This is a genomic window from Cupriavidus agavae (assembly GCF_004217045.1).
GTDB lineage: Bacteria > Pseudomonadota > Gammaproteobacteria > Burkholderiales > Burkholderiaceae > Cupriavidus > Cupriavidus agavae.
In genome coordinates this window covers 1,914,312-1,938,190 of record NZ_SGXM01000001.1, presented here as the reverse complement: position 1 = coordinate 1,938,190, position 23,879 = coordinate 1,914,312, and the positions used below count along the sequence as shown (strand labels likewise).

Below are 23,879 nucleotides of genomic sequence, written 5' to 3'. Positions count from 1 at the left end.
CTGCCGGGGTACCAGCGCGTCGGCGGGTCAATACGCACGATCGTGCCGCTCACTGCAGCACGTTGTATTGCTCCCGCATTACCACGATGATCGAGCGAGCCGCGGCCATCTGCAATGCCACGTCATCGAACGACTCCTGCCGCAAATCGACCTCCGCGCTCCAGTTGCAACCCGTATGGTCCGGCTGATGCACACGCATCGCGTGCAATTCCATCTCGCCGCATTCCGGATTGTTGTCCAGGCACTGGCTCAATATGGCCATGAGTTCCGATCGGGACTTCACATAGCGCCGCATGCGTCACCTCACTCGTCCTGATTTACGTGGTCCGGCACACAGTCCGGAAAACCAATCTAGGTATAAGCGCGGGGCGCCGCCAATTGAAAGCGACTATGAAGCGGCCGTTTCCCATCCTTGTCCGCCGCGCAATGACGTGCTGCGATGCACCATGGACGTGAGGATTTATGGCCCCAGGCGGAGCTTTGCACGCATGAAAAAGCCTGCCACCAGGGCAGGCTTCAGGGCTGCGGTACGGCTCGCGAACGCGGGGTTCGCGTTTAGAACTTGTGGCGGACACCCACGCCGAAGCTGTCGCCGTGCTCGATGCCGGTGATCTTGTCGTAGTAATAGGCGGCGTAGACGTCGGTGCGCTTCGACAGGTTGTAGTCGTAGGCCACGGCCATCGTGTTGCGCTTGAAGCTCGACACTTCGTTCAGCACGCGGCCGTACGTGTACGACGCCAGGATGTTGCCGGCACCCACCGGGATCGACACGCCGCCCTGGCCGTCGATATGCTTGATATCGCCGTTCGGGTTGGCATTGACGTCGGTCTTGATGTACTGCCCCTGCAGGAAGACCTTGAGAATCTTGAAGTCGTACGAGGCGCCGGCCTGGACGGCCGTCTGCTTGTCGAAGCCGACGATGTACGGCGTGTTGGCGTTCGGGGTGGTCGGCGGGTTGGTCAGGTCGAACGGCGTGTTGTCGAACTTGACCTGCTGGAAGGCCACCGTGGCGGCCAGCGGGCCCGAGAAGTAGGTCACGTTGCCGCCCCACTTGGCCTTGCTGGCGTTGCCGGCCGATTCGCCCGCGCTGTAGATGAAGTTGGCCACCAGGCCGCCGAAGTTTGGCGTCGAGTAGACGATAGAGTTGTTCCAGCCCGAATCGCCGATGATGCCCGGATCGTACACGCTGCCGTTGTTGGCGCCGAAGTACGTGTGGAAGATCATCGGGCTGAAGACGTACGAATCAACCAGCGGGTTGAACAGGATGGTCGACACGAAGTAGGGCGTGGTGTTGCGGCCCAGCTTGACCGAGCCCAGGCGGTCGTTCTGCAGGCCGACATAGGCGTTGCGGCTGAACATGGCGTCGCCGTTGAAGCGGCCCGAACTGCCCGAATCGGTGCGGAAGAAGCCGTTCAGGTCGAAGATCGCCTTCGTGCCCAGGCCCAGGTCTTCCGTACCCTTGATGCCCCAGTACGACGTCTGCATGCCACCCGAGTTGGCCACGTAGGCGCGGTCGGCGCCGCCCACGCTCTTGATGCCGCCGACGAACATGTCAGCCTGGCCGTACAGCGTGACGCTGGACTGGGCCATGGCCGCGCCGGAGAAAAGGGTGGCCGCGATTGCCGCCAGCTTGAGAGCCGGCTTGTACTGCTTCTTCATGTAAAGACCTCCGTGGTTGTGAAATGCTGCGCGAAACGTTTTTTCTTGTGTGCCGGAGCCCTGTTGGGCTTCTTTTGCGTCTTTCGGATTTCTCTTCCTTGACTGCCGTGGACTTTTTTTTCAGGCGGATACTAAGTCGTTCAGCCGGAACTGCGCAATGCGGTGGATCTGGTTGATGCAAGTTTGCAACTCGACATCGGGTGTGTTCTCCAGACGTCTTGCAAAAGCGTCGATGATGCCGTGGCGGTCATAGCCCCGGACAGCCAGGATGAACGGGAAGCCGAACTTCTGGTTGTAGGCCGCGTTCAACCCCTGCAGCCGCTGGAATTCCTCGGGTGTGCACTGGTCCAGGCCGGCGCCGGCCTGTTCCCGCGTGGATTCGGCGGTCAACTCGCCACGCACGGCCGCCTTGCCGGCGAGCTCCGGGTGGGCGCGCACGAGCTTCAGCTGGGCGTCCCGGCCCGCGGCATCGACGGCGCCGCGCAGCGCCGTGGCCAGTTCGGCCGTATTGGCGAAAGGACGATGCTTGGCGGCCGCCTCGGCGAACCACGGCGAGTGCTCGTAGATCCCGCCTAGTACTTTGACGAATTCAGCTTCCGGCAGCGCGTTCAGCTCGGCGATGGAAAACGTGGTCTGGCTCATGCTGCGCTCCGATGGGGGTGGTGTTCGATCCAGTGGCGGGCGATATCGATACGCCGGCTGATCCAGACCTTGTCGTGCGACTGCACGTAGTCGAGGAAGCGCTGCAGCGCCCGGAACCGGCCCGGCCGGCCCAGCAGGCGGCAGTGCATGCCCACCGACAGCATCTTGGGCGAATCGAGCCCGCTCGGATCGCCCTCGGCGTAGAGCACGTCGAACGCATCCTTGAGGTACTGGAAGAACTGCTCGCCGGTATTGAAGCCCTGCGGCGTGGCAAAGCGCATGTCGTTGGAGTCGAGCGTGTACGGCACCACCAGGTGCGGCTTGCGGGCGCCGCCGCTGACTTCCACTTCGGTCCAGAAGGGCAGGTCGTCGCCGTAGTAGTCCGAGTCGTAGAGCAGCCCGCCGTGTTCCACGACCAGCCGGCGGGTGTTGGGGCTGTCGCGGCCCGTGTACCAGCCCAGCGGCATCTCCCCGGTCAGGTCCTTGATGATCTGCATGCCGATGCGCATGTGCTCGCGCTCGGTGGCTTCGTCGATGCCCTGGTAGTGGATCCAGCGCCAGCCGTGGCAGGCGATTTCGTGCCCCAGTTCGACAAAGGCGCGCGTCAGCTCCGGATGGCGCTGCAGCGCCATCGACACGCCGAAGACGGTCAGCGGCAGCTTGCGCTGCTCGAACTCGCGCAGGATGCGCCAGACCCCGGCGCGCGAGCCATATTCATAGACGCCCTCCATGCTCATGTGGCGCGCGGGGTAGGCCGCGGCGCCGATGATCTCGGACAGGAACTGCTCCGAGGCGGCGTCGCCATGCAGCACGCAGTTCTCGCCGCCCTCTTCGTAATTGAGCACGAACTGCAGCGCGATGCGTGCGCCGCCCGGCCAGCGGGCGTGCGGCGGCCGCGCGCCGTAGCCGATGAGATCGCGTGGATAGTTATCGTGTGTCATCTGTTCTTGTGTCTGCTTCAGGTGCTTCGGATGCCCAGGGAGAAACTGGATCTGCCCGCTCGGCCGGGCGCCTGGCAGCGGCTTCACTTACGCAAAGCGCGTGCCAGAGGCGCACTGGCGGGCTTGACATCGTGGCGGCGGCGTGCAGCGATTGTTGCCGCCCGATTGTCGTCATGGATTGTCGTGGGTCAATCGTCGGTGTCGTTACTCCGTTCCGTGCGAGTTGGCGGCGGCGTTGCGCATGGCTTCGTCGGCCGATTGCATGCCGTTGAAGAACAGGTTCAGCGCCACGGCGACGATGGTGCCCAGCACGATGCCGCTGTGGGTGAACGGGTCGGTCCACTTGGGCAGGTACTGGAACAGCGTGGGCGACAGCGTGGGAATCATGCCGAAGCCGATCGAGATCGCCACGATGAACAGGTTGTGGCGGTTCTTGTTGAAATCGCACGAACCCAGGATGCGGATGCCCGTGGCGGCCACCATGCCGAACATCACGATGCCGGCGCCGCCGAGCACGAACTGCGGCACCGAGGCCACCACGTGCGCCATCTTCGGAAACAGCCCGAACGCGATCAGGATCACGCCGCCGGCTGCCGCCACGTAGCGCGAGCGCACGCCGGTGACCGTGACCAGGCCCACGTTCTGCGAGAACGAGGTGTACGGGAAGGTGTTGAACACGCCGCCGATCACCGTGCCGAGGCCGTCGGCGCGCAGGCCGGCGGTCAGGTCGCTGCGGCTGAGCTTGCGGCCCGTGATGTCGGACAGCGCCAGGAACATGCCGGTGGACTCCACCAGCGTGATCAGCATCACGATGCACATCGACAGGATGGCGGTGATCTCGAAGGTCGGCATGCCGAAGTGCAGCGGGGTGATGATCGCCACGTAGCTTGCCTCGTGCAGGCCCTCGAACGACACCTTGCCCATGGCCATGGCCACCAGCGTGCCGATCACGATGCCGAGCAGCACCGCGCAGTTGGAGATCAGCCCGCGTCCGAACTTGCTCAGGACCAGGATCACCACCAGCACCAGGCCCGCGATGGCCAGGTTGCCCAGGTCGCCGTAGGCTAGGTTGGGCACCTCCTTGACCACGCCGTCGATCACGGCGCGCGTGGTGGGCTGCCCGCCGCCGGCCCAGTTGATCCCTACCCGCATCAGCGACACGCCGATCAGCGTGATCACGGTACCGGTCACCACGGGCGGAAACAGCCCGAGCATGCGTCCCATCATCGGCGCGATCAGGATGCCGAACAGCCCTGACGCGATCACCGCGCCATAGATGCCGAGCAGGCCCACGTTGGGATCATTGCCGATGGCGATCATCGGCGCCACCGAGGCGAACGTCACGCCCATCATCACCGGCAGCCGGATGCCGAATTTCCAGAACCCGATGGCCTGGATCAGCGTGGCCAGGCCGGCCGCGAAGAGGTCGGCGTTGATCAGGAATGCCAGCTGGTCCTTGGGGAGCCTGAGTGCGCCGCCAACGATCAGCGGGACCGCCACCGTGCCGGCGTACATCACCAGTACGTGCTGCAGGCCCAGCGCCAGCAACCGCCCTGAGGGCAGCCGCTCGTTCGTGAGGTCCGTGGGGACCGTGGTGCTTGCGGAATTCATGAGTTGTCTCCTCTCCTTTGGTTTTGGATGGGAACGCGCGCCGGGTTCTGCCCTTGACCGTTCTGTCGGTGCCTCTTGTCGTGGGCATTTGTCGACGGTTCTTGTCCGGAAATTCACCGTGCCTCTGACGGGCGGATGGGATGGCGAAAACCGGTGGGCGGCATCGGCAACAGGGGACCTCTGTTGCCCGGCGGCGGGAACATTGCGCTAGGTGGAGCGGCCCAGCACGCTGCGAAGATCGAAATTGCCTGGTTCGTCGGGTTGCACGCGGTCGGCGCACGCGCCAAGGTGGTGCGCCATGCGCGACCGGGCCAGGGCGGCGTCGCCCTGTTCCAGTGCGTCGAGAATCTCGTCGTGCTCGTCGAACGAACACGCGTTGTGGCCGGGGGCTTCCACGCTGGCGATCATCAGTGTCGTGCGCGACACCAGGCGGCGCATCATCGTCACGAGCAGGTGGTTGCCGGACAGCTCGGCCAGCGCGGTGTGGAATTCGGCCGAGAGGCGAATCCAGCGCGGCCGCTCGTGCGTGAGGAAGGCCTGGCGCTCATCGGCCACCATCTTGCGCAGCGGCGCGATCACGGTGCGCACGTTCGGCAGCGAGGCCAGCTTCTCCAGTACGGCGCGCTCCAGCATCTGGCGCAGCTCGAACATGTCGTGCGCCTCGTCGGTGGACGGGCTGGCGATGAACGCGCCGCGGTTCGGCTCCAGGTCCACCATGCCGTCCGCGGCCAGCCGCGACAGCACCTTGCGCACGGTGTGGCGCGCGGTGGCATAGATCTCGCAGAGCGAGTGCTCCGTCAGCTTGGTGCGCGGCGGCAGGCGGTGTTCCATGATCGCGTCATAGATCTCGTGATACATGCGCTCTTCCACCGATCCCTTGCGGACTGGCTTGTTGTCGGGTGACGCGGTCAGGACGTCGGCGGGGGTGGCGGCAATGAGCTTGAGATTCTTGGACATCCTGGACACTCGCTGGAAACTTTGAAGGGCGATGGTCAGCGATCGTAGCGACCGGTTCCGATATCGACATCAAGCGTCTTGATATCGGTCATACGGCTGCGCGGATCTAAAAATTGTTGACAATTATTTGGATATGCAAGCACTATTGTCAACAAAACCAAGGACGGTTTTCGACAACTACGGGTATCTACCGAGTTGTCACCGGGTCGGTGCAGGCGCATTGTCGCCTCGCACCAACCTAGCGCCGGGATGCGTTGAAACACGTACCGAGCGGGCACCATTCCCCACAAATGGTGCTAGTGAAGGCAGCGGCGCCCCTCACAACCCACACTCCAAAGGAAGAACAGGATGGGACGCTTGACCACTCACGTTCTCGACACCGCGGCCGGCACTCCCGGCGCCGGCATGTCGGTTTCCCTGCATAAAATTGTCGACAATCGCCGCGAGACGCTGAAAACGATGCGGACCAACCACGACGGCCGTGCCGACCAGCCCCTGCTGGAAGGCGCCGACCTGCAGGTGGGGGTCTACGAACTCGATTTCGGCGCGGGCGACTACTTCCGGGCGCAGGGCGCGAAACTGCCCGAGCCGGCATTCCTCGACGTGGTGACGCTGCGCTTCGGCATTGCCGACACAAGCGGCCACTACCACGTGCCGCTGCTGGTATCGCCGTGGTCGTACTCGACCTACCGCGGCAGCTGAGACCGGCGGAAGGGAAAGGAGACAAGTCATGGAAGGCTACATTCTCGACTGGGCCAATCTGCTGCTGCGCTGGCTGCACGTCATCACGGCCATCGCCTGGATCGGCTCATCGTTCTACTTCGTCTGGCTCGACAACAGCCTGACGCCCCCCACCGACGAGAACCTCAGGCAGAAAGGTGTCGGCGGCGAACTCTGGGCCGTGCACGGCGGCGGCTTCTACAACCCGCAGAAATACCTTACGTCGCCGGCCAAGCTGCCGGAACACCTGCACTGGTTCTACTGGGAGTCGTACTCCACGTGGATGAGCGGCTTCGCGCTGTTCGTGGTGCTGTACCTGTTCAATGCCAGCACGTTCCTGATCGACAAGAACGTCTACGACATGTCGCCCGGCGCGGCCGTGGGCTTTGCGGTGTCGTACCTGATCGTGGGCTGGGTAGTCTATGACGCCATCTGCCGCATCTTCGGCAAGAGCGACAAGACCGTGGGCATCCTGGTGGCGATCTATGTCGGCGTGGCCGCGTACGTGGCGTGCCACATCTTCTCGGGCCGTGCGGCGTTCCTGCTGACCGGCGCGATGATCGCCACGATCATGAGCGCCAACGTGTTGTTCTGGATCATCCCGGGCCAGCGCAAGACCGTGGCGGCGCTCCGGGAAGGCAAGCCGGTGGACCCGATCCACGGCAAGCGGGCCAAGCAGCGCAGCGTGCACAACACGTACTTCACGCTGCCGGTGCTGTTCGCCATGCTGTCGAATCACTACAGCATGACCTACGCGGCCAAGAACAACTGGGCGGTGCTGATCGCGATCATGCTGGCCGGCGTGTTCATCCGCCAGTTCTTCATCCTGAAGCACAAGGGCAAGATCAACATCGCGTGGCCGGCGGCCGGGGTGGCGTGCCTGGGCGTGGTGGCGTTCCTGATCGCGCCGCAGCCGCGCCAGCAGGTGGCCAAGGCCGACGGCGCGGGTGCCGCCAACGCGGTGAGCTTCGTCAAGGTGCAGGAGATCATGAACTCGCGCTGCGTGCAGTGCCATGCCGAGCAGCCAAAGATGATGCCTACCGCCGCCAAGGGCATCAAGCTCGATACCGTGGATGACATCAAGTCGCACGCCCAGCTGATCTACCAGCAGGCCGTGCAGCAGAAGGCGATGCCGCTGGGCAACGTCACGCAGATCACGGACGACGAACGTGCGCTGCTGGGCCAGTGGTTCGAGGGCGGCGCCAAGACCACCAACTGAATTTGACCGTGCATCGGTGATCGACGGTCCGGAGGCTGCGCAGTTGGCAGCCGGCTGTTCCGGACCGGCGAGGGTTTGAACGGGGCTTCGTGCCCCGTTTTTTTATGGCGTTTCTACGATTCGCTTAGTTGCCGACGTTGAACAGGGCCAGCAGGCCCAGCACCAGGAAGATGGCTGCGGCAATCTTGTGCACCAGTGCGATCGGCATCCGGTTGGCGAACTTGTCGCCCAGCACCACGGCCGGGGCGTTCGCCAGCATCATGCCAAGCGTCGTGCCGGCCACCACCGCCAGTACCTCGCCATGGAAGCGCGCAGCCAGTGCCACGGTGGCGATCTGCGTCTTGTCGCCCATTTCCGCAAAGAAGAAGGCCACGATCGTCGTGCCCAGGATGCCAAGCGCGCCCTTGGCCGGGCGGGCTTCCTCGGCGTCATCGAGCTTGTCGGGAATCAGCATCCACGCCGCCATCGCAATAAAGCCAAGTCCGAGTATCCAGCGCAGCAGGTTGGCGCCCAGCACGTTGGTCAGCCATCCGCCCAGTGCCCCGGCGAAGCCATGGTTGACCAGCGTGGCGATCAGGATGCCGAGAATGATTGGAATGGGTTTGCGATAGCGCGCGGCCAGCACGAGCGAAAGCAGTTGTGTCTTGTCGCCCATTTCAGCGAGCGCGACGATTCCCGTGGAGACGAGGAATGAGGATGCCATGTTCTTATAGGTACGAATAACCGGGCCGAAGGCGCATCTGCGAGATGCCAATGACACATACATTTCCCCGGCCCGGCCGGAAACGTATGGTCATCGGTCTCGCCAGGCGCCGGACGCAAGGTCCGAAGCTGCGCACGCCATAACTGCATTGCAGTCAAGTCTGTTGACGTACGCCCCTGTCTTCCGGTTGCCGCATTGCGCGGCGCGGTGAGATCAGGGCGGCTACTCCCCAATGGAAGTCGGCATTGTAGCCAGATGAGCGGAGGCTGTCCACCGATCTGGCTGAAATGCGATGAAGCTGGCAATCGTTCCTACACAGGGACCGGCGAGTTCTCGCTGGTCTGGCGGCCGCGGAAATCGGTCCAGCAGAGCGCCTTGAAGTCGTAGAGCTTGCAGCGGCGCGCGGTCTGGAAGTACCAGCGCCACGAGAAGTTCTCGATGATGATGCGGCCCGGCAGCGCGTGTTCCAGCAGGGCCTGGGCGCGCTTGAGCTGGTACAGCGGCACGCTCATGTCCACGTGGTGCGCCGTGTGTTCCATGATGTGGTGCAGCGCGGCGCCGATGCCCATGCCAAAGCGCAGGTGGACCGTGGTCGAGACGAACGGCTGCGCCTTGGCCCACATCGGCTTGGTGTCGTACCACGCCACGCTCGTGTGCGTGTGGTGGACGTAGAGCACGAAGCCGACCGTCGTGTTCCAGACCAGGAACGGCAGCACGAAGCCGGTGCCGACCATCAGCACCACCGACTGGTCCGTGGCGACGGCCAGCCAGGCCAGCGCGCCGATCCACAGGGCGCCGAAAGTGGCAACCAGCGCGCAATCCCACAGGAAGATCGGGCGGCGCGTGGCCATCTGGCGCTTGCTCGGGAAGAACAGCTTGAACCACCAGATCTCGATGAGGTAGTACAGGCCCGCACCGAAACCGTTGCGGTAGATGCGTTCCATGACGCGGCGGCGGCGCGGCAGCGCGCGGAACTCTTCGAGCGAGTAGGGCGCCCAGACGAAGTCGAATCCCTTGAGGTTGGTATAGCCGTGGTGGACCACGTTGTGGCCGACTTCCCACAGGCTGTAGGGCGTCAGCGACGGCAGGAACGTCAGCCGGCCGAGCCACTTGTTGAGGCCGCGCCGGTTGGTCAGGCTTTGGTGGCAGGCGTCGTGGCCAATGATGAACAGGCGGGCGATGATCAGGCCGGCCAGGATGCCGAGGCCAACCTTGGCCCACCAGGCCGGGGCCAGGACGACGCCGGCCAGCACGGCCGCGAACAGCAGGTAGTCGAACGCGAACAGCATCAGCGCGCGAGGCGTGCTGCGGTCACCGAGCGGGATCAGCCAGCTGCGAATGGTCTTGCGGTTCGGGAACGGGGCTTCGAAGGCGATGGGTTCCGGCAGGGGCAGGTCGCCGGAGGCGCGCGTCCGGCGCGCCGGGCCGGCGTCTTCCGCCGGGCTGCCGGCGTCGGCCGGGGCAAAGGTATCGGGTCGGGCAGTCATCGATGGTCGGGCAAGTCGTGGTCTTGGCTGCGCCCATCCTAAACGGCAATCGAGGGAAGGGGCGCGAATCCGACAGGCTAGAAGGGTTTGATGACTTCTGTGTTGATTCCGGTCAAGACACCTTCGGGAAAGGGGTATTTCCCGGCATCCCGACCGGGCTCGCCTCAGGCCGCCACCGGCCGGGTGGCCTCTCCCATCACATAAACATTGTCGATGACCCGGTCGTCGCCCAGCATGGCAAACGCGAACAACTGCTCTTCCAGTGTCTCGCAGCGGCTGCTGCGGCGTCCGATCAGCGGCGTGGCCTCGGGGTCGAGCACGATGAAATCGGCCTCGCAGCCCACTTCGAAGCTGCCGACCTTGTCCTGCCAGCCCAGCGCATCGGCGGCGGCACGCGTGGCCAGGTAGAACATGCGCAGCGCCGTGAGGTGGTAGCCGCCCATCCGTGCCACCTTGTGCGCCGCGTTCATGGTACGGAACATCGAGAACGAGGTGCCGCCGCCCACGTCGGTGGCCAGCGTCACGTTCAGCCGGTTGGCGTCCGACTGGTGGAAGTCGTAGAAGCCGCTGCCCAGGAACAGGTTGGACGTGGGGCAGTGCGCCACGGCCGCGCCGCTGTCGGCCAGGCGGCGGCGGTCGTCGGGGTCGAGATAGATCGCGTGGCCGTAGAACGCGCCCGGGCGCAGCAGGTCGTAGCGGTCGTACACGTCCAGGTAGCTGCGCGCGTCCGGAAACAGTTCGGCCACCCACTTCACCTCGTCGCGGTTCTCGGCCACGTGGGTCTGGATGAAGACGTCCGAATGGGCGCGCGCCAGTTCGCCGCAGGCCGCCAGTTGGGCCTCGGTCGAGGTGGGCGCGAAACGCGGCGTGATGGCGTAGGCCAGGCGGTCCTTGCCGTGCCACTTCGAAATCAGGTCTGCCGATTCGCGGGCGCCGCTCTCGGCGGTGTCCTGCAGGAAATCGGGGCAGTTGCGGTCCATCAGCACCTTGCCCGTGATCATGCGCAGGTTGCGGGCCTGGCTGGCCGCGAACAGCGCGTCGGCGGAGGCCGCGTGCACGGTACTCCAGACCATCGCCGTGGTGGTGCCGTTGCGCAGCAGTTCGTCCGTGAAGAAGTCGGCCACGCCGCGCGCGTAGGTGGCATCGCTGAAACGGCGCTCCTCCGGGAACGTATAGGTGTCCAGCCAGTGCAGCAGGCCCGGCGATGGCGACGCGATGATGTCGGTCTGCGGATAGTGGATGTGCGTGTCGATGAAGCCCGGCACGATCAGCTTGCCGCGATGGTCGATCACCTCCGCACCGGCCGGGATGTCGCGCGACAGGTCGGCATAGGCGCCAGCCGCCGCGATGCGGCCGTCGGTAACGATCAGCAGGCCATCCTCCCAATACTGAAAGGCATCCTCATGGAACTGCGGATCGCGCAGGAAATGGAGGATGCGGCCGCGCACGGCGCGGGTTGTGGACGGGCGGGAGGTGGGGGCGGTGGTCGTCATCGTCTTGTCTCGGGGCGGCCGGGGCCGGCGCCCGCGCGGTCTGTCGACCTTGCGGCGGGCGCGGCTCCGGCATTCTTCGTATGCGCCCGGTCAGGTCGTGGGGTTCACGTTGGCCGTCGCGGGCGGGTTGGCGGGCGAGGCCGACCAGAAATGGTCGACTTCGGCCAGGAAATCGGCTTTCCGCGCGTCAGGCAGGAAGGCCGCTTCGAAACTGTTGCGGGCCAGCTTGTAGGCGTCGGCGGCGTCCAGCGGCAGCGCGTCGAACGTGGCTTCCCAGTTGGCGTTCATGTAGCCGCCAAAGTAGGCCGGGTCGTCCGAGTGGAGCGTCACGGCCACGCCGGCGTCGAGCAGCCGCTTCAGCGAATGGTCGGCCAGATCCGGGTACACCTTCAGCTTCTGGTTCGACAGCGGGCAGACCGTCAGCGCGATGCGCTCGCGCGCCAGCCGTTGTACCAGGGCATCGTCGTCGATGGCGCGTACGCCGTGGTCGATGCGCTCCACCTTGAGGATGTCCAGCGCATCGGTCACGTACTGCGCCGGGCCTTCCTCGCCGGCATGGGCCACCAGGCGCAAGCCCAGTTCCCTCGCCCGGGCGAACACGCGCGCGAACTTCTCGGGCGGGTTGCCGCGCTCCGACGAGTCGAGTCCCACGCCCACGAAGCGGTCGCGGTACGGCAGTGCGGCTTCGAGCGTGGCGAACGCGTCTTCCTCGGAGAGGTGGCGCAGGAAGCAGAGGATCAGGCTGCTGGAAAAATCGTACTCGGTGCTGGCCTGCGCCAGCGCGTCGGAGATCCCGTCGATCACGGTACCCATCGGCACGCCGCGCTCGGTATGGGTCTGCGGGTCGAAGAAGATCTCGGCGTGGCGCACGTTGTCGGCGGCGGCGCGCTTGACGTAATCCATCGTCATGTCGAAGAAGTCTTCCTCGGTCAGCAGCACGCTGGCACCGGCGTAGTAGATGTCCAGGAACGACTGCAGGTCCGTGAAGGCGTACGCGGCGCGCAGCGCCTCGACGTCCGGGTAGGCCAGCTTGACGTTGTTGCGCTGGGCCAGCCGGAAGATGCGCTCGGGTTCGAGCGTGCCTTCGATATGCACGTGGAGTTCGGCCTTGGGGGTACGGCGGATCTTGTCCGCCAGCGCGGCATCAATGGTCATGGGGCCTCTTTTCTATGGCGACGGCCGGATCACGGCCGTCCTGTTACGGATGCATCGCCTCCAGCCGGTTGGCGGCCAGCGCGGCAATGCGCTGGTCGCGTACCTGGAGCAGCTGGGCGACGATGGCTACCGCAATCATAGCCGGTGCCTTGTCTGTGATGCCTGACACACCCATCGGGCAGGTCATTTCCGGGAAGCGCGCGGGGTCGATGCCGTGCTCCGCCATGCGGTGCTCGAACCTGGCCCGCTTGGTCTTCGAGCCGATCAGCCCGAAGTACGCAAAATCGTTGCGGCGGAAGATCCGCTCGCACAGGCTCTGGTCCAGCGCGTGGCTGTGCGTCATGACCAGGAAATACGTGCCAGGGGGCGCCTGGTCCACCACGGCCTCGGGCGTGTCGGACGCCTCGGCCTCGACGTTCTCGGGCAGTCCGCCCGGGAACAGCGTGTCGCGCTCGTCCACCCAGTGCACGGTGCAGGGCAGGGTGGCCAGCACCTTGACCAGCGCGTGGCCCACGTGGCCCGCGCCGAACAGCACCACGTGCATGGGCGAGGGGACGAGCGTGTCGGTCCAGCTGTCGTCGGCGTGCAGCGTCACGGACGGCAGCAACGCGCGGCTGTCCGATACCGTGATGGCGCCAGCCAGCGGCACGGACCGTTGCAACGATCTGCCCTCGGCAAACGTCTCTTCCAGCGTATCGAGCCACGCCAGGTCGGCCGGGCCGAGCACCTCGAACGCCAGTTTCACCACGCCGCCGCAGCACTGCCCCAGCGCCGGCCCGAGCGGAATGCGCTCGACGCGCCGGTGCGGGTTGCCGCCGACGTGGCGATTGGCCAGCATCGCCCGGGCGATATCCATGCCCCGCCATTCCAGATGCCCGCCGCCGATCGTGCCGACAAGGTCGTCGGCCGTCACCAGCATGCGGATACCGGCCTCGCGCGGCGCGGAACCCTTGACCTCGACGATCGTGACCATGGCCACCGGCACGCCGGCGCGCAGCCAGCGGGCGGCATCGGCAAACCGGAACGGCTTGAGCGGGGCGTCCTGCATGATGATCCTCGCTTCGCTCAGGCTGCCGGGGCCATGCTGGCCTGCACGGCTTCCACGGCATCGAGGATGGCCTCGCTCGTGGCCGGCGCGCGCAGCGGCGGGTTGACGCGGTAGTCGCCCACGGCGGCAATCGCATCGCGGATGGCGAAGAACACCGAGAACGGCAGCAGCAGCGGCGGCTCGCCCACGGCCTTCGAGCGATGGATGCTGTCCTCGACGTTGGCGTTCTGGAACAGCCGCACGTGGAAGCCCTCGGGCACGTCGTTGATCGTCGGGATCTTGTACGTGGACGGGGCATGGGTCATCAGCTTGCCGGCCGCGTTCCACCACAGTTCCTCGGTGGTCAGCCAGCCCATGCCCTGCACGAACGCGCCTTCCACCTGGCCGATGTCGATGGCCGGGTTCAGCGACTTGCCGGCATCGTGCAACGCGTCGGCGCGCAGCAGCTTCCACTCGCCGGTCAGCGTGTCGACCAGCACTTCCGAGCAGGCGGCGCCGTAGGCGAAGTAGTAGAACGGCCGGCCCTGCAGCGCCTTCTGGTCCCAGTGGAGCTTGGGCGTGGTGTAGAAGCCGTCCGACCAAAGTTGCACGCGCGCCACATAGGCTTCGCGGGCCAGGTCGCCGAACGGCAGGCGCAGTTCGCCGGCAACCACCAGGTCATCGTTGAAACGGACCGTGGCCACGTCCACGCCGGCCTTGCGGGCGGCGAATTCGGCCAGGCGTTCGCGGATCTGCCGCGCGGCGTCCTGCGCGGCCTTGCCGTTCAGGTCGGCGCCGGTGGAGGCCGCCGTGGCCGAGGTGTTCGCCACCTTGCTGGTGTCCGTCGCCGTCACGCGCACCCGCTCCATGCGGATGCCGAGTTCGTGGGCCACCACCATCGCCACCTTGGTGTTCAGGCCCTGGCCCATCTCGGTACCGCCGTGGTTTACGAGCACCGAGCCGTCGTTGTACACATGCACCAGCGCGCCGGCCTGGTTGTAGTGGGCCACGTTGAACGAGATGCCGAACTTCACCGGCGTGATGGCGATGCCCTTCTTGAGGATCGGGCTGGTCTCGTTGAATGCCCGCGTGGCGGCCCGGCGCGCCTGGTACTCGCTCGACAGCACCAGTTCGTCGATCAGTTCGTGGATCACGTTGTCTTCCACGGTCTGGCCGTACGGCGTGACGTTGCGCTCGCCCTTGCCATAGAAGTTGGCGCGGCGCACGTCCAGCGAGTCCTTGCCCACGTTGCGCGCCACGTTGTCGAGGATGTACTCGATCGCAAACGCGCCCTGCGGGCCGCCGAAGCCCCGGAAGGCCGTGTTGCTCTGCGTGTTGGTCTTGCCGCAGAAGCCGTCGATCTGCACGTCCGGCAGCCAGTAGGCGTTGTCGAAGTGGCAGATCGCGCGGGTCATCACCGGCCCGGACAGGTCGGCCGAGAAGCCGGCGCGCGACACCATCTCCACGCGCACGCCTTCCAGGCGGCCGTCGTCGTCGTGGCCCACGTCGAAGTCGAACGTGAAGTCATGGCGCTTGCCCGTGATCATCATGTCGTCGTCGCGGTCCGGACGCAGCTTGACCGGGCACAGCAGCTTCCACGCCGCCAGCGCGGCGCAGCAGGCGAACATGGCCGATTGCGATTCCTTGCCGCCGAAGCCGCCGCCCATGCGCCGGCACTCCACCAGCACCTGGTGCGCATGCCAGCCCAGCATATGGGCCACGGCATGCTGCATCTCCGTGGGGTGCTGCGTCGAGCACCACACGTGCATGCCATCGTTCTCGCGCGGCGCGGCGTAGGCGATCTGGCCTTCGAGGTAGAACTGCTCCTGTCCGCCCAGGCGGATGCTGCCGCTGTCGCGGTGCGTGGCCGACGCCAGACGCGCGGCCGGCTCGCCGCGCGTCAGGTGCATCGGCGGCAGCACGTAGCTGCCGGCCGCGTGGGCGGCTTCGGGCGACAGCACGGGCGGCAGGTCCTCGTAGTCGATGTCGGCCAGACGGGCCGCGCGGCGGGCGGCGTCGTGCGACGTGGCCACCACGATGAAGATGGGCTGGCCGATGAACTGGACGGTGTCCTTCACGAGGATCGGATCGTCGTGGATGATCGGGCCGCAGTCGTTGACGCCGGGGATATCGTCCACGGTCAGCACGGTCACCACGCCCGGCGCCTTGCGCACGCGGTCGAGACCGACAGATTTCAGGCGGGCATGCGCCTTGGTGCTCATGCCCAGCGCCGCGTGCAGCGTGCCGGCCAGCTCGGGGATGTCGTCGGTATAGGTGGCGGTGCCGGCCACGTGCAGGTGCGCCGATTCGTGCGGACGCGAGATGCCCACTTGCGGCGTGGACTCGGCGGCCACGCTGGCGTCGAGCAGGAAGGGTTCGGTTTGCTTGTTCATGCTGGCTCTCCTCAGGCGCTTGCGGTTTCACCGGCATCCACGGCCTCGCCGGCGCCCGGCGCGCGGACGTTGACCATGGCGGCGGGCAGGGCGCCTTCGCGCGTCTCCAGCCAGAAGCGATAGAGCAGGTTGGCGGCCCCACGGGCACGATAGGCCGCGGTGGCACGCATATCGGACAGCGGGGTGTAGTCCTGCCCCAGTGCGGCCATGCCGGCGCGCACCGTGGCTTCGGTCCACGGCTGGCCCGTCAGGGCGGCTTCCGCCAGCGCAGCGCGCTTGGGCGTAGCCGCCATGCCGCCAAAGGCGATGCAGGCCGATTTGACGATGCCATCCTCGACATCGATGCCGAACGCGGCGCACACGGCGGAGATGTCCTCGTCGAAGCGCTTGGACAGTTTGTACGTACGGAAATGCTGCGGCCCCTTCACCGGCACGCGCAGGCCGGCGACGAATTCGCCCTCGGCCATGGCGGTCTTCTGGTAGGCCAGGTACAGGTCTTCGAGCGGCATCGTGCGACGCGTCTCGCCGCGCTGCAGCACCACCTCGGTGCCCAGCGCGATCAGGGCCGGCATCGAGTCGCCGATCGGCGAGCCGTTGGCCACGTTGCCGCCCAGCGTGCCGGCGTTGCGGATCGGCAGCGAGGCAAAGCGCTTCCAGAGTTCGGTCAGGTCCGGGTGGGCGGCGGCCAGCGCGGCGTAGGCGGTTTCCAGCGTCACGGCGGCGCCGATCTCGATGAAACCGTCACGCTCGGCCACCGTGTTGAGATCGGCCACCTGGCCCACGTAGAGCAGGTTGCCCAGTTCGCGGAACTGCTTGGTCACCCACAGGCCCACGTCGGTGCTGCCGGCCAGGATGCGGATGCCCGGCTCGGCGGCCTTGATCGCGCCGAATTCGGCGGCGGTGCGCGGGGCGTAGAAATGCTGGCCGCGCACGCTGTAGTGGAAGGTCTCGCCGCGCTTGAGGTTTCGCAGCGTATCGGCGATCTGCTTCGGATTCAGGCGGCTGGCGGTCGGGGCCGGCAGGGCCATCATGCGCTGGCCGGCGTCGACGATCGGGCGGTAGCCCGTGCAGCGGCACAGGTTTCCGGTCAGCGCGTCGCAGATCTCCTGCCGGGCCGGCGGCGCCGCGCCGGGCGTGTGCTGCTGGTACAGCGCCCACAGCGACATCACGAAGCCAGGCGTGCAGAAGCCGCACTGCGAGCCGTGGCACTCCACCATCGCTTCCTGCACCGGGTGCAGCGCGCCGTCGGCCTGGCGCAGGTCTTCCACCGTGATCAGCGCCTTGCCGTCGAGCGTGGGCAGGAACTGGATGCAGGCGTTGACGGCCTTGAACTCGACGTCGCCGTCGGATTTGAGCTCGCCCAGCACGACGGTGCAGGCACCGCAGTCGCCCTCGGCGCAGCCTTCCTTGGTGCCGGTGCAGCGCACGTCCTCGCGCAGGTACTGCAGCACCGTGCGGGTCACGGGGGCGTCGGCAACTTCCTGGACCTGGCCGCGGTGGAAAAAGCGGATGGTTTGCGTCTCCATGGTCTTCTCTCTTTCGGGGATGGCTGCAAACATAGCATTGGCCTCCTGATGCAATATTCGGCCCATGTGATATGCCCCATCAAGGCGCGCCCCCGAAGGCGCGCCGGCGCCTGGAGCCCAGCCCCGTGGCGGTCTGGCGGCATTCTCCGGGTCTTCCCGTAGTCGGGGCCCGGCGGGCGCCCGATTTGACCGCATCAGGGGTGGCTGTCATACACTATGCGCCGTTCCCTTCCCCCACGCCAGCCGCGCCAGCCCGCAAGAGCCGCCGCGCGCGCGGGCACCTGCCATGCACGGACGCGACCATCTCGATACTTACCTGCTGCGGGTACTGCACACGCTGCTCACCGAGCAGAGCGTGACCCGCACCGCCGTCCGGCTGGGCCAGTCGCAGCCGGCCATCAGCAACACGCTGAAGCGGCTGCGGGAGATCACCGGCGACGCCATCCTGGTGCGCGGCAAGAGCGGCATGGTGCCCACCGAACGCGGCCGCGAACTGCTGCTGCTGGCCGAGCAAAGCCTGGCGGCGATGGACCGCATCGCCCGGCCGCCCCAGCAGTTCGATCCCACCACCACCACGCGCACGTTCCACCTTGGCGCGCCGGACTACCTGGACGCGTTCTTCCTGCCCAACATCGTCGAGCGCGTGCGCCGGCTGGCGCCGGGTGCCAAACTGTTCGTGCACCCGATGACGCAGTCCACCGACTTCCTCGATGCGCTGGAGCAGGGCCATCTCGACATCGTGGTGGGCAACTGGCTGTCGCCGCCGGAACACCTGCATATCTCGCCGCTGTTCGATGACGAGGTGGTCTGCATGCTCGGCGCCCAGCACCCGCTGGCGCGCCATGGCCTGACGCTGCGGCACTATCTCGAAATGCCGCACCTGGCGCCGGCGCCGTACGCGTCGATGCAGCGCAGCATGATCGACCAGGCGCTGGCCGAACAGGGCTACAAGCGCAATATCCAGGTCACGCTCCCGTATTTCGGGCTGGTGCCCTACGTGCTGATGAAGACCGACATGGTCTTCACCACGGGCCGCCAGTTCGCGGCCCACTACGCCCAGTACCTGCCGATCCGGATGGTGCCGTCGCCGGTGTCGTTCCCGCGCATGCGCTTCTACCAGCTCTGGCATGAGCGCTGCCACGCGGCGCCGGACGTGATGTGGCTGCGCCGCATGATCGCCGAGGTGGCCTCCGACCTGCCGCAGTTGCCCCGCCTCGAACCGGTGAGCGCCGGGCCCTGAGGTGGCGAAAAAGGCATAATCGCGGCAGGAGCGCACGCCGGCGGCGGTGGGATTACACTGCCTGACGCGGCTGCGCCAATGCGCTGACGCGCTGCAAACGAGGGAATGCCATGCTCGAAACCGCCGCGCTGGCCGCCGGCATGTCGTGGGCCAGCGGCTTCCGTCTCTACCTGGCCGTGCTGACGGCCGGCGTGCTGGCCCGCCTGGGCTGGCTCGACCTGCCGTCCGGGCTGGAGGTGCTGTCGTCGTGGTGGGTGATCGGCGTGGCCGCCATCCTGACCGTGACCGAGTTCGTGGCCGACAAGGTGCCGGGTTTCGACACCGCCTGGGACGGCATCCAGACCTTCATCCGCATTCCGGCCGGGGCCATCCTGGCCGCCGCCGCGTTCGGCCATATGGACCCGCAGTGGACCGTGGCCGCCGGGCTCGTGGGCGGCACGCTGGCCGGCACCGCCCACGCCGCCAAGGCCGGCACGCGGGCCCTGATCAACGTCTCGCCCGAACCTTTCTCGAACTGGGTGGCCTCATTCACCGAGGATGTGGGCACCGTGGGCGGCCTGCTGCTGGCGATCTTCCTGCCAGTGGTGTTCCTGGTGCTGCTGGGCGTGTTCCTGCTGGTGGCGATCTGGCTGCTGCCCCGGCTCTGGCGCGGCGTCAAGCGCCTGCATGCCGGGCTGCGCGGCGTCGGCCGCGGCTCCACGCAGGGGCCGTCGCACCGGCCCTGAGGGCGCCCACCTGCCGAATCCCGTTTTTCCGTTCTTCCGCTTGCCGAATTCCGACCACCGAGCCCCGATGCCTGCCGAGACCGTTCCCGCCGATCCCCCCGTCCGATTTTCCGCCTGGCGCCAGGCCCTGCGCATGGCCCGCCGCGACTGGCTGGCCGGTGAGCTGACGCTGCTGCTGTTTGCGCTGGTGCTGGCCGTGGCCGCGCTGTCGAGCGTGGGGTTCCTGGCGGACCGCATGCGGTTGGGGCTGGAGCGCGACGCGCGGCAGATGATCGGCGCCGATGTGCGCCTGAGCGCCGACCAGCCGTTCGAGCCGGCCTTCCTCGACCGGGCAAAACGCGATGGCCTGCAGGTGGCGCAGACCGTGACCTTCCCGAGCATGGCCACGGCGCGCCCGGCTGGTGGCCCGCAGACCGGCGAGGCTGCCAGCCAGCTGGCCGCGCTCAAGGCCGTCAGTGATGGCTATCCGCTGCGCGGCAGCCTCAAGGTGGCGCAGGTGCCTGGCGGCGCGGAGATGGCGGCCGAGGGCATTCCGGCGCCCGGTACGGCGTGGGTGGACGAATCGCTGCTGGTGGCGCTGAACCTGCGCATGGGCGACAGCATCCAGCTTGGCAGCAGCACGTTCCGGATCGAGCGGCTGATCACGCAGGAGCTGGACCGGGGCGCCGGCTTCATGAACTTCGCGCCGCGCGTGATCTTTCCGATGGCCGAACTCGACGCCACGAAACTGATCGGCTGGGGTAGCCGGGTGACTTACCGCCTGCTGGTGGCCGGCCCCGACGCGGCCGGCGACGCCTACCGGAAATGGGCCGGGCAGGAGATCGAGCAGAAGCATCTGCGCAACACCCGCGTGGAATCGCTCGAATCGGGCCAGCCGCAGATGCGCGCCACGCTGGACCGCGCCGAGCGCTTCCTGTCGCTGGTGGCCGTGCTGTCGGCGATGATCGCGGCCGTGGCGATTGCGATGTCCGCGCGCCGCTACATGCAGCGCCATACCGACGCCTGCGCGGTCTACAAATGCATGGGTTTGTCGCGCCGCCAGATCCTGACGGCGTTCGGCATCGAGTTCGTGCTGCTGGGGCTGGGCGGCGCCGTGGTGGGCGTGGCGATCGGCTACGCGGCCCACTACGGGCTGCTGAAATCACTGGGCGGGGTGCTGCAGGTCTCGCTGCCGCATCCGTCGCTGCTGCCCGCGCTGGTAGGGGTGGCCGCCGGGCTGGTGCTGCTGGCGGGCTTCGCGCTGCCGCCGCTGCTGGCGCTGACGCGGGTGGCGCCGCTGCGCGTGCTGCGCCGCGATATCGGCCCGCCGCCGGTGTCGGCGTGGATTGCCTACGCGCTCGGCCTTGCCGCGTTCGTGGCGCTGCTGCTGGTGGCGGCGCGCGACGTGAAACTGGGCATCACCACGGCGGGCGGCTTCGTCGGGGCGGGCGCGGTGTTCGCCGTGCTGGCGCTGGGGCTGCTGCTGGCGTTCTCGCGCGGCATGCGGGGCCGGGCACGCGGCAACGTGGGCTGGCGTTTTGCGCTGGCCGTGCTGGAGCGGCGCCGGGGCGTGACCGTGCTGCAGACCGTGGCGCTGGCCGTGGGGCTGATGGCCCTGCTGCTGCTCGGCATGACGCGCAATGACCTGATCGACTCGTGGCGCAACGCCACGCCGGCCGACGCGCCAAACCGCTTCATCATCAATATCCAGCCCGACCAGCGCGAGCCGGTGCGCGACATGCTGGCCGGCAGTGGCGTGACCGACCTGATCTATCCGATGGTGCGTGGGCGCCTGATCCAGATCGGCGACCGGGCCGTGCAGGCCGACACCTACCATGACGACCGCGCGCGGCGGCTGGTGGAGCGCGAATTCAACCTCTCCTATATGGATACGCTGCCCGAGGGCAACGAGGTGATCGCCGGGAAGTGGGACAGCGCCGAGGGGGCGTCGGTCGAGGAGGGCATCGCAAAAACCTTAAATATCCGCCTTGGCGACACGCTGCGGTTCGACGTCGCCGGGCAGACCGTGGAAGCCCCGGTGACCTCGCTGCGCAAGCTGGAATGGGGCTCGATGCGCGTGAACTTCTTCGTCATCCTGCCCACGGCCCGGATGCAGGAAATGCCGGCCACCTACATCACGGCCTTCCACCTGCCGCCGGCCCAGGCCGCGCTCGGCAACCGGCTGACGGCGGCGTTCCCGAACATCACCGTGGTCAATACCGACCTGATCCTGCGTCAGATCCAGGGCGTGCTCGACCAGGTCATCGCCGCCGTGGAATTCCTGTTCGTCTTCACGCTGCTGGCCGGCGTCACAGTGCTGTATGCGGCACTGTCCGGAGCGCGCGACGAGCGCAAGCGCGATGCCGGCCTGCTCAAGGCGCTCGGCGCGTCAGCGGCCATGGTGCGGCAGACGCAGTATGCCGAGTTCCTCGTCGTGGGCGGGCTGGCCGGGCTGCTGGCCAGCCTGGGCGCCGTGGCGGTGGGCTGGGGCCTGTCGCAATTCGTGTTCGATTTCCCGTATCGCTTCAATGCATGGATTCTGCCGGTCGGCGTGGTTTCTGGCATGCTGTGCGCTTTTGCGGGGGGCTGGCTGGGGTTGCGCGAGGTCTTGCGCCAACCCGCGCTGGCAACCCTGCGCGACGTGAATTAAGCATTTTTGCCATGAGTGAGAACACCCCCGAGACGGGCAAGGAAGACAACCAGGGCGAACAGCGCCAGGAAATCACCGCCTACGAGCTGCTGGGCGGCGAGGCGCGCGTGCGCGAGCTGGTGGACCGTTTCTACGACCTGATGGACCTGGAGCCCCAGTTCGCCGGCCTGCGCGCGCTGCATCCGCCGTCGCTCGACGGCTCGCGCGACAAGCTGTTCTGGTTCCTGTGCGGCTGGCTGGGCGGCCCGAACTATTTCATCGACCGCTTCGGCCATCCCAAGCTGCGCGCCCGCCACCTGCCGTTCGAGATCGGCACCAGCGAGCGCGACCAGTGGATGCGCTGCATCGCGCTGGCCATGCAGGACGTGAACGTGCCGGAAACCTTGCAGATGCGGCTGATGCAGGCCCTGTTCCAGACCGCCGACTGGATGCGCAATGTCCAGCGCTGATCAGACGCCCGCCGCCGCCCGGGCCGTGCTCGACTTCTGGTTTGGCCTGCCGGACGCGCCCACGTGGAACCAGGCGCGCCGCGAATGGTTCGCCAAGTCAGATGCGTTCGATGCCGAAATCCGCGCGCGCTTCCTGCCCGACTGGCAGGCCGCGCACGATGGGGCGCCGGACGACTGGTCCGTGACGCCCGCCGGCGCCTGCGCGCGGATCGTGCTGCTGGACCAGTTCCCGCGCAACATGTTCCGTCGCGATCCGCGCAGCTTCGCCACCGATGGCCAGGCGCTGGCGCTGGCGCAGCGGCTGCTGGCCGACGGCTGGGACCGTCAGATGCCCTCGCCGTGGCATCGCATGTTCTGCTACCTGCCGTTCGAGCATGCCGAGGACATGGCGCTACAGGATATTTCGGTGCGGGAGTTCGTCACGCTGCGTGAGGAGACGGCCGGTGCCGTCGACGTGGTGGAGTGGGCCGTGAAGCATCGTGATTTCATCGCGCGCTTCGGACGTTTCCCGCATCGCAACGCGGTGCTGGGGCGCGAGAGTTCGGCGGAGGAGGTGGACTTCCTGAAGCAGCCCGGCTCGTCGTTCTGAGCGGGGTGCCGCCGGTCAGAGATAGTGGATCGTGATGGTGGCCAGGCCGTCGATGGCCGTGTCGCCGGTCAGCGGTGGCAGGCCGTTGCGGCTGTTCAGGCCCAGCCGGATGTTGTAAGTCTGGCTGATCGTCGAGTAGGCGCCCGGCATGGTCGTGCCAGTCAGCGCCCAGCCGTGCATCCGGGCGTCGGGAATCAGCGCGTTGGTGGCGGTCGTGCCGCGCTGCCAGACCGCGCCGTTGTCCGAAGAGGCGATGAAATCGGTGCTGCCGCCGTCGGCGACTGCCGCCGTGCTGCGCCACAGGACATAGCCTCCGACGTTCTTGCCGTCGACGCTGCCGACGCCGAAGGTCGACTGGTCGTTCTGCGCGCCGGGGAACAGGAAGGCTCCCATGCCCGCCACCGCCGTGCCCTTGCGGCCATCGGTCGCGGTGATCGAGACCTGCGCCGGTGCGTCGCACGTCAGCGTCAGGTTGATGGAGCGTTCGCCGGCCATGACGAACGCGTTGTCGCTGAGGTTTCGGGCCGGAATGACGCCGAAGTCGACCACGCCATTGTTGGCCAGGATCACGTCGCACGATACCGGCAGCACGTCGGCGCGTACGCGGAACGGGGCGGTGGAACCGGCTGTGGCAACCGACGCCGAGAATGCAGCCGCCGCGGCCAGCAGGCTCATGGCAGAGAGCAGACGGCGTGGGCGCATGGCGGAGTCTCC

At 66.9% G+C, this 23,879-nt stretch carries 21 protein-coding genes and 1 riboswitch; of the genes, 7 read left to right on the top strand and 14 right to left on the bottom strand.

Going from position 1 to position 23,879, the window contains the following annotated elements; genetic code table 11:
• Window positions 1-49: 49 nt before the first annotated feature.
• The 6 genes from EV147_RS08795 to EV147_RS08770 all read right to left on the bottom strand — a co-directional run bounded on the left by EV147_RS08795 (window position 50) and on the right by EV147_RS08770 (window position 5,810).
• Window positions 50-295, bottom strand: coding sequence for a hypothetical protein (locus EV147_RS08795; protein ID WP_130390703.1), 246 nt, complete (start codon window positions 293-295; stop codon window positions 50-52).
• A 260-nt stretch (window positions 296-555) separates the two neighbouring features.
• Complete coding sequence (locus EV147_RS08790; protein WP_130390702.1) at window positions 556-1,659, bottom strand: porin; 1,104 nt, start codon at window positions 1,657-1,659, stop codon at window positions 556-558.
• Window positions 1,660-1,779: 120 nt separating this feature from the next.
• The gene (gene uraD / locus EV147_RS08785; protein WP_130390701.1) at window positions 1,780-2,301 is read right to left on the bottom strand and encodes a 2-oxo-4-hydroxy-4-carboxy-5-ureidoimidazoline decarboxylase; all 522 of its coding nucleotides are present in this window, start codon (window positions 2,299-2,301) and stop codon (window positions 1,780-1,782) included.
• A complete protein-coding gene (gene puuE, locus EV147_RS08780) occupies window positions 2,298-3,242 on the bottom strand; it encodes an allantoinase PuuE (protein WP_130390700.1) in 945 nt (314 codons plus the stop codon). The genes uraD and puuE overlap by 4 nt, the downstream gene beginning before the upstream one ends.
• 204 nt (window positions 3,243-3,446) lie before the next feature.
• Window positions 3,447-4,853, bottom strand: coding sequence for a nucleobase:cation symporter-2 family protein (locus tag EV147_RS08775; RefSeq protein ID WP_130390699.1), 1,407 nt, complete (start codon window positions 4,851-4,853; stop codon window positions 3,447-3,449).
• 207 nt (window positions 4,854-5,060) lie between these two features.
• Complete coding sequence (locus EV147_RS08770; RefSeq protein WP_130390698.1) at window positions 5,061-5,810, bottom strand: GntR family transcriptional regulator; 750 nt, start codon at window positions 5,808-5,810, stop codon at window positions 5,061-5,063.
• A 348-nt stretch (window positions 5,811-6,158) separates the two neighbouring features.
• Between EV147_RS08770 and uraH the strand changes: the two genes are divergently transcribed.
• Both uraH and EV147_RS08760 read left to right on the top strand, forming a co-directional pair.
• Complete coding sequence (uraH, locus tag EV147_RS08765; RefSeq protein WP_130390697.1) at window positions 6,159-6,512, top strand: hydroxyisourate hydrolase; 354 nt, start codon at window positions 6,159-6,161, stop codon at window positions 6,510-6,512.
• 28 nt (window positions 6,513-6,540) lie between these two features.
• Entirely contained in the window at window positions 6,541-7,749 is a 1,209-nt protein-coding gene (locus tag EV147_RS08760; RefSeq protein WP_130390696.1) for a urate hydroxylase PuuD, read from the top strand.
• Window positions 7,750-7,873: 124 nt separating this feature from the next.
• On the opposite strand, the gene EV147_RS08755 is transcribed toward EV147_RS08760, so the two are convergent.
• The 7 genes from EV147_RS08755 to xdhA all read right to left on the bottom strand — a co-directional run bounded on the left by EV147_RS08755 (window position 7,874) and on the right by xdhA (window position 17,533).
• Entirely contained in the window at window positions 7,874-8,452 is a 579-nt protein-coding gene (locus EV147_RS08755; RefSeq protein ID WP_130390695.1) for a TMEM165/GDT1 family protein, read from the bottom strand.
• 35 nt (window positions 8,453-8,487) lie between these two features.
• Window positions 8,488-8,695: riboswitch (yybP-ykoY riboswitch) on the bottom strand.
• A gap of 68 nt (window positions 8,696-8,763) precedes the next feature.
• On the bottom strand, window positions 8,764-9,939 hold the full coding sequence (locus tag EV147_RS08750) for a fatty acid desaturase (protein WP_130390694.1): 1,176 nt from the start codon (window positions 9,937-9,939) through the stop codon (window positions 8,764-8,766).
• Between the two features lie 164 nt (window positions 9,940-10,103).
• Window positions 10,104-11,432 (bottom strand): guanine deaminase, encoded by a 1,329-nt coding sequence (gene guaD / locus EV147_RS08745; protein ID WP_130390693.1) that lies wholly within the window; start codon window positions 11,430-11,432, stop codon window positions 10,104-10,106.
• Window positions 11,433-11,522: 90 nt separating this feature from the next.
• A complete protein-coding gene (locus EV147_RS08740; RefSeq protein WP_130390692.1) occupies window positions 11,523-12,587 on the bottom strand; it encodes an adenosine deaminase in 1,065 nt (354 codons plus the stop codon).
• A 43-nt stretch (window positions 12,588-12,630) separates the two neighbouring features.
• Window positions 12,631-13,635 (bottom strand): xanthine dehydrogenase accessory protein XdhC, encoded by a 1,005-nt coding sequence (xdhC, locus tag EV147_RS08735; protein ID WP_130390691.1) that lies wholly within the window; start codon window positions 13,633-13,635, stop codon window positions 12,631-12,633.
• A 17-nt stretch (window positions 13,636-13,652) separates the two neighbouring features.
• Entirely contained in the window at window positions 13,653-16,007 is a 2,355-nt protein-coding gene (xdhB, locus tag EV147_RS08730) for a xanthine dehydrogenase molybdopterin binding subunit (protein ID WP_130390690.1), read from the bottom strand.
• 11 nt (window positions 16,008-16,018) lie between these two features.
• Window positions 16,019-17,533: a xanthine dehydrogenase small subunit gene (xdhA, locus tag EV147_RS08725; RefSeq protein WP_130390689.1), complete on the bottom strand. Its 1,515-nt coding sequence runs from the start codon at window positions 17,531-17,533 to the stop codon at window positions 16,019-16,021.
• A 286-nt stretch (window positions 17,534-17,819) separates the two neighbouring features.
• Here xdhA and EV147_RS08720 point away from each other — a divergent pair, with 286 nt between their 5' ends.
• The 5 genes from EV147_RS08720 to EV147_RS08700 all read left to right on the top strand — a co-directional run bounded on the left by EV147_RS08720 (window position 17,820) and on the right by EV147_RS08700 (window position 23,165).
• Complete coding sequence (locus EV147_RS08720) at window positions 17,820-18,773, top strand: LysR substrate-binding domain-containing protein (RefSeq protein WP_130390688.1); 954 nt, start codon at window positions 17,820-17,822, stop codon at window positions 18,771-18,773.
• A 110-nt stretch (window positions 18,774-18,883) separates the two neighbouring features.
• Window positions 18,884-19,498 carry a DUF4126 domain-containing protein gene (locus tag EV147_RS08715; RefSeq protein ID WP_130390687.1) on the top strand — a complete coding sequence of 205 codons (615 nt, stop codon included), beginning with the start codon at window positions 18,884-18,886 and terminating at the stop codon, window positions 19,496-19,498.
• 67 nt (window positions 19,499-19,565) lie between these two features.
• A complete protein-coding gene (locus tag EV147_RS08710) occupies window positions 19,566-22,127 on the top strand; it encodes an ABC transporter permease (RefSeq protein WP_130390686.1) in 2,562 nt (853 codons plus the stop codon).
• 11 nt (window positions 22,128-22,138) lie between these two features.
• Window positions 22,139-22,576 carry a group II truncated hemoglobin gene (locus tag EV147_RS08705; RefSeq protein ID WP_235844632.1) on the top strand — a complete coding sequence of 146 codons (438 nt, stop codon included), beginning with the start codon at window positions 22,139-22,141 and terminating at the stop codon, window positions 22,574-22,576.
• Window positions 22,563-23,165: a DUF924 family protein gene (locus EV147_RS08700; protein ID WP_130390685.1), complete on the top strand. Its 603-nt coding sequence runs from the start codon at window positions 22,563-22,565 to the stop codon at window positions 23,163-23,165. The genes EV147_RS08705 and EV147_RS08700 overlap by 14 nt, the downstream gene beginning before the upstream one ends.
• 15 nt (window positions 23,166-23,180) lie before the next feature.
• On the opposite strand, the gene EV147_RS08695 is transcribed toward EV147_RS08700, so the two are convergent.
• A complete protein-coding gene (locus EV147_RS08695) occupies window positions 23,181-23,867 on the bottom strand; it encodes a DUF1120 domain-containing protein (RefSeq protein WP_130390684.1) in 687 nt (228 codons plus the stop codon).
• Window positions 23,868-23,879 lie beyond the last annotated feature (12 nt).

Coding starts and splice junctions, on each gene's coding strand:
- EV147_RS08795 (WP_130390703.1), bottom strand. CDS start 295: ATGCGGCGCTATGTGAAGTCCCGATCGGAACTCATGGCCATATTGAGC.
- EV147_RS08790 (WP_130390702.1), bottom strand. CDS start 1,659: ATGAAGAAGCAGTACAAGCCGGCTCTCAAGCTGGCGGCAATCGCGGCC.
- uraD (WP_130390701.1), bottom strand. CDS start 2,301: ATGAGCCAGACCACGTTTTCCATCGCCGAGCTGAACGCGCTGCCGGAA.
- puuE (WP_130390700.1), bottom strand. CDS start 3,242: ATGACACACGATAACTATCCACGCGATCTCATCGGCTACGGCGCGCGG.
- EV147_RS08775 (WP_130390699.1), bottom strand. CDS start 4,853: ATGAATTCCGCAAGCACCACGGTCCCCACGGACCTCACGAACGAGCGG.
- EV147_RS08770 (WP_130390698.1), bottom strand. CDS start 5,810: ATGTCCAAGAATCTCAAGCTCATTGCCGCCACCCCCGCCGACGTCCTG.
- uraH (WP_130390697.1), top strand. CDS start 6,159: ATGGGACGCTTGACCACTCACGTTCTCGACACCGCGGCCGGCACTCCC.
- EV147_RS08760 (WP_130390696.1), top strand. CDS start 6,541: ATGGAAGGCTACATTCTCGACTGGGCCAATCTGCTGCTGCGCTGGCTG.
- EV147_RS08755 (WP_130390695.1), bottom strand. CDS start 8,452: ATGGCATCCTCATTCCTCGTCTCCACGGGAATCGTCGCGCTCGCTGAA.
- EV147_RS08750 (WP_130390694.1), bottom strand. CDS start 9,939: ATGACTGCCCGACCCGATACCTTTGCCCCGGCCGACGCCGGCAGCCCG.
- guaD (WP_130390693.1), bottom strand. CDS start 11,432: ATGACGACCACCGCCCCCACCTCCCGCCCGTCCACAACCCGCGCCGTG.
- EV147_RS08740 (WP_130390692.1), bottom strand. CDS start 12,587: ATGACCATTGATGCCGCGCTGGCGGACAAGATCCGCCGTACCCCCAAG.
- xdhC (WP_130390691.1), bottom strand. CDS start 13,635: ATGCAGGACGCCCCGCTCAAGCCGTTCCGGTTTGCCGATGCCGCCCGC.
- xdhB (WP_130390690.1), bottom strand. CDS start 16,007: ATGAACAAGCAAACCGAACCCTTCCTGCTCGACGCCAGCGTGGCCGCC.
- xdhA (WP_130390689.1), bottom strand. CDS start 17,533: ATGGAGACGCAAACCATCCGCTTTTTCCACCGCGGCCAGGTCCAGGAA.
- EV147_RS08720 (WP_130390688.1), top strand. CDS start 17,820: ATGCACGGACGCGACCATCTCGATACTTACCTGCTGCGGGTACTGCAC.
- EV147_RS08715 (WP_130390687.1), top strand. CDS start 18,884: ATGCTCGAAACCGCCGCGCTGGCCGCCGGCATGTCGTGGGCCAGCGGC.
- EV147_RS08710 (WP_130390686.1), top strand. CDS start 19,566: ATGCCTGCCGAGACCGTTCCCGCCGATCCCCCCGTCCGATTTTCCGCC.
- EV147_RS08705 (WP_235844632.1), top strand. CDS start 22,139: ATGAGTGAGAACACCCCCGAGACGGGCAAGGAAGACAACCAGGGCGAA.
- EV147_RS08700 (WP_130390685.1), top strand. CDS start 22,563: ATGTCCAGCGCTGATCAGACGCCCGCCGCCGCCCGGGCCGTGCTCGAC.
- EV147_RS08695 (WP_130390684.1), bottom strand. CDS start 23,867: ATGCGCCCACGCCGTCTGCTCTCTGCCATGAGCCTGCTGGCCGCGGCG.